The sequence below is a fragment of the Streptomyces sp. SID14478 genome (genome assembly GCF_010548525.1).
Lineage (GTDB): Bacteria > Actinomycetota > Actinomycetes > Streptomycetales > Streptomycetaceae > Streptomyces.
Window position 1 is genome coordinate 1 of record NZ_JAAGMG010000607.1, and the last position, 4,365, is coordinate 4,365.

The 4,365-nt window shown below is 73.4% G+C and carries 4 protein-coding genes; 2 read left to right on the forward strand and 2 right to left on the reverse strand.

Features of this window, described 5'->3' with window-relative positions; translation table 11 throughout:
• Positions 1-87 precede the first annotated feature (87 nt).
• Complete coding sequence (locus tag G3I40_RS20065) at positions 88-1,542, reverse strand: arylsulfatase (protein ID WP_164303521.1); 1,455 nt, start codon at positions 1,540-1,542, stop codon at positions 88-90.
• 399 nt (positions 1,543-1,941) lie between these two features.
• On the opposite strand from G3I40_RS20065, the gene G3I40_RS20070 reads away from it, so the two are divergent.
• Entirely contained in the window at positions 1,942-2,907 is a 966-nt protein-coding gene (locus tag G3I40_RS20070) for an SCO1860 family LAETG-anchored protein (protein ID WP_164303522.1), read from the forward strand.
• A 147-nt stretch (positions 2,908-3,054) separates the two neighbouring features.
• Positions 3,055-3,435, forward strand: a complete 381-nt coding sequence (locus tag G3I40_RS20075; protein ID WP_164303523.1) for a group 1 truncated hemoglobin — start codon at positions 3,055-3,057, stop codon at positions 3,433-3,435.
• Between the two features lie 29 nt (positions 3,436-3,464).
• Here G3I40_RS20075 and cobC read toward each other — a convergent pair.
• Positions 3,465-4,365, reverse strand: a 901-nt coding sequence (cobC, locus tag G3I40_RS20080) for an Rv2231c family pyridoxal phosphate-dependent protein CobC (protein ID WP_164303524.1), incomplete at its 5' end; no start/stop codon positions are given.

A 4,365-nucleotide genomic window follows, 5' to 3' on the forward strand; every position in this document is an offset into this window, starting at 1 on the left:
GGAGCAGGACGACCCCCGCCGGCACCGCCATCCGCATCCCCGTCACCCGGCGCGCCTGCCGGACCCGCGTGACGCCGGTCACCGCCGTCACGCCCGTGCCCGGCCCGCCCTCGCCCAGCCGTCCGGCAGCTGCTCCAACGGCTCGGCGCCCGCGACCAGTTCACCGTCCACGACGTATCCCTCCGGTCGCCCCGTCAGCTCGGTGACGAGCCGCGCCCGCCACCGGGCGACGTCCTGCGGCGCGGACGCGGCCAGATCGTGCAGCTCCTGCGGATCGGCGTCCAGGTCGAAGAGCTGCTCGCGGCCGGTGCCCGAGAACCACAGGTACTTGCCGCGCCCGTCCGTCAGCCAGTGCATCGACTCGCCGAACAGGGCGTGCTCCCCGTGCAAGTACGGCCGTGGGGAAGGGAGTTGTTCGCCCCGGGCCGCCGGGAGGAGGCTGTGGCCGTCCAGGCCCTCGGGCACCGGCAGGCCCGCGCACTCCAGCAACGTAGGCATGACGTCCCGGAGTTCGGCCACCGCCTCGGGGCCGACGACGGTTCGGCCCGGCAGCGCCCCCTTCGGCCCGGACAGGATCAACGGCACCCGCGCCGACCCCTCGTACGGGTACGCCTTGCGCCACAGCCGGTGCTCGCCGAGCATCTCGCCGTGGTCCGACGTGAAGCAGATCCAGGTGTCGTCGGCCAGCCGGAACTCGCCGAGCGCCAGCACGAACCGGTTGATCTGCTGGTCGATGTGCGACATGTGGCCGTAGTAGCCGGCCCGCGCACGATGCGCCGTACTGCGGTCGTACGAGGCGTAGTTGGCGTCCGCGCGCGTGTCGTCCCGCCAGCCCTCCAGGGCGTCGGCCCAGTCGCCCACCACCGGCCGGTACTGCGGCGCGTCCAGATACTGCTCGAACGCCCAGCGCGGCGGATCGTAGGGCGGATGCGGCCGGTGGAAGGAGAGGTGGAGGAGGAAGGGAGCGGTCGGATCCCTGCGGTACAGGAAATCGATGGCCTCCGACACCACCCAGTTCGTGGGGTGCAGCCGCTCGGGCCGGTCCCAGGGCCGCGCCACGACGCTGTTGGCGTCGATCCCGTGGTCCGTGTAGTCGCCGCCGCCCGGTTGCCGCTCCAGCCACGCCTGGTAGTCGTCGTGGAACCGCGGATCCGTCCGGCGGTCCCGGGCGAAGCTCAAGTAGCCGTCGTGCAGGGTGACTTCGTCGAAACCGATCCGGTTCCGCTCCGGGAACGCGTGCAGCTTCCCGACCGCCCGCGTCTGGTAGCCGTGCCGCCCGAACTCGCCCGCCAGCGTCACCGGGTACTCCCACGGCACCCCGTCCCGGTACCCGGTGCGGCCGTGCGAGGTCTGCGCGAGGCCCGTGTGCAGCGCGGCCCGCGCCGGGATGCACGACGGCACCGCCGTGTACGCGCGGTCGAACCGGGCCCCGCGGCCCGCGAGTTGGTCGAGATAGGGCGTACGGACGACCGGATGGCCCGCCCCCGACAGACAGTCGCCGCGCCACTGGTCGGCGGTGATCAGAACGACATTGCGCGGCATCGAGCTCCTCGGTCCGGGACGCGAACTGCACGGGGTTGACGCAGCGTGACCTGCGGCGTCAGCTGCTCGTTGCACACAACTTGTCCGCGCCCGCGCTGTCAACCGGCGCATCGGGGGCGGAGCGGCGGCCCGGGTGACACCAGGGGGACATCAGGGAACAACCGAGCCCACGGATTCGAAGACGTGCACGGAAACCCCCCTTTGGAGTGAACTGACGCCGGGTCGCTGCCCGTTCACTCTCAGTGCGTAAAGATTCCCTCATCGACGACCAGTCGTCGGCCTGTCCCCGACCGGTCGCCGATCGGTCGGTGCCGTCGGCGGTGTCGCGCCATGTCCCCATGTGCGCGGCCCGAGCGGCATTCCCGTCCCGTTCCTTCCTTTCCTGGGGGTCCCACCAGCATGCCCAGCTCCACGTTCAGCACCGCCCTGCGCACGCCCGCCCGCCGCCTCGCCGCGACGGCCGTCGCCACCGCGCTCGCCGCCGGACCCGCCGTGCTGGCGACCGCGGGCCCGGCCGCGGCGACGGGCGACCACGGAGGGAAGGCCGGCGCGGTCGTCCTCCGCACGGGTCTGGACGTCTCCCTCCTCAACAAGACCGTGAACGTCCCGCTGAAGGTCGCCCTCAACGAGGTGCAGGCGCCCGCCAGTGCCGAGAAGACCGCCCTGACGGTGAACCTGGACGGCGTCGACCGCGGGCAGCCGTTCAGCGTGCTGCGCGCGGACGTGGCGAAGGCGCGCGCCACCGTCGACGACCACAAGGCGGAGGGCTTCACCCAGCTCGCCCACGCCAAGGTCCACGTCCCGGGCCTGCCGCTGCTCTCCCTGATCGAGGTCGACCAGGTCACCTCCAAGGCGCTGTGCGTGGCGGGCAAGAAGCCGGTCGCCGAGGCGAACCTGCTCGGCTCCGTCACCGTCCTGGGCAAGAAGGTGACGCTGAGCGCGGGCGGCACGACGGAGGTCAAGGTCCCGGGCGTCGGCGAGGTCTCCCTCGGCCTGTCCACCACCTCGACGACGTCGACGACCGCCGCGGCCTCCGCACTGCAACTCAAGGTGTCCGTCAACCCGTTGAAGCTGAACGTCGCCGAGGTCAACGGCGAGGTCACGCTGGCCGGCGCCACCTGCGAGAGCCCGAAGGCACCCGCGAAGCCCGCCGAGCCGAAGCCGGCCGACGACGCCGGTGACGTGAAGCCGCAGGGTGGCACGGAACAGAAGCCCGCGGCGGTCGAGCAGGCCGGGGCTAAGGCCGACCTGGCGGAGACCGGCGGCAACTCGATGACGCCGTACATCGCGGGCGGCGCGATCGTGCTGCTGGTCGCGGGCGGCGGCGCGGTGGCCATGGCCCGTCGGGGCCGTTCGCGGGCATAGCCGCCTCCGGGGGGAGGGGGCAGGGGGGAAATAAGGGGGGCAAGGGGGACGAGGGGCGCCGCCGTGGGGGCGGCGCCCCTCGCCGTCCGGTTCTGCCAACATCTGACCGGTTCTGAATGCGTTGTTCCGCCGCTACGTTCCGATGCCATGGACAACACCCGTAACGAGAACCCCTCGCTGTACGCGTCGGTGGGCGGCGCCCCGGCGGTCGCGGCGGTCGTCGACCTCTTCTACGACAAGGTCCTGGCGGACGACACCCTGGCCCCGCACTTCCGCGACACGGACCTCGCGGCCCTCAAGGCCCACCAACGGGCCTTCATCGCCGCCGCGTTGAACGGCCCCGAGGCCTACGAGGGCCGCCCCCTGCGCGAGGCCCACGCCCAACTGGCGCTGACGGCGGACGACTTCGACCGGGTCGTCGGACACCTCGCGGCGTCCTTGACCGAGGCGGGCGTCCCCCAGGACGTGATCGCGGCGACGGCGGAGCGGCTGACCCCGCTCAAACCCCAGATCGTGTCCGCCGGGTAAGCCCCGAACACCCGCCCCGGGCCGCGGGCTCAACCGGCCAGGACGTCCTTCAGCGCGGCCACGAACCGTTCGCTGGTACCCCGGTCCCGCACGGCGACCCGCACCCAGTCCGGACCGAGCCCCGGGAACGTGTCGCCCCGCCGCACGGCGAACCCCACCCCGCGCAACCGCTCCCGCACGCCATCCGCCCCCGGCACCCCCACCAGCACGAACGGGCCCGACGCCGGACCGGCCACCGACACGCCGAGCCCCGCCAACTCCCGCAACAGGCCGACCAGATACTCCCTGTCGTCCGCGATGCCGAGCGCCGCGGACGCCGCCTCCGCGACACCCCGCGCCGACACGCACGCCTGCGCCGCGACCAGCGCCGGGGACGACACCGGCCACAACGGCTGCGCCCGCTCCAGCGCCGCCACCACCTCCGGCTCGGCCAGGACGTACCCGATGCGCAGCCCGGCGAGGCCCCACGTCTTCGTCAGGCTCCGCAGCACCACCAGCCCCGGTACGTCGGTGCGGCCCGCCAGCGACTCCCGCTCACCCGGCACCGCGTCCATGAACGCCTCGTCGACCACGAGGACCCGCCCCGGCCGCGCCAGCCGCGCCACCGTCTGCGCGGGATGCAGCACCGACGTCGGATTCGTCGGATTGCCGACGACCACCATGTCCGCGTCGCCCGGCACCAGCGAAGGATCCAGCCGGAACCCGGCCGCCTCCGGCAGCAGCACCCGCCCGACCGCATGTCCGGCATCCCGCAGCGCCGCCTCCGGCTCCGTGAACTGCGGATGCACCACCACCGGGCGCCGCACTCCCAGCGCCCGCGCCAGCAGCACGAACGCCTCCGCCGCCCCGGCCGTCAGCAGCACCCGATCCACCGGCACCCCGTGCTGCGCCGCCACCGCCGCCCGCGCCGCCCGCCCGTCCGGATACGCC

What these genes read in the sequence shown, in the direction of transcription:
- G3I40_RS20065 (WP_164303521.1), bottom strand. Translation starts at nt 1,542, where the DNA reads ATGCCGCGCAATGTCGTTCTGATCACCGCCGACCAGTGGCGCGGCGAC.
- G3I40_RS20070 (WP_164303522.1), top strand. Translation starts at nt 1,942, where the DNA reads ATGCCCAGCTCCACGTTCAGCACCGCCCTGCGCACGCCCGCCCGCCGC.
- G3I40_RS20075 (WP_164303523.1), top strand. Translation starts at nt 3,055, where the DNA reads ATGGACAACACCCGTAACGAGAACCCCTCGCTGTACGCGTCGGTGGGC.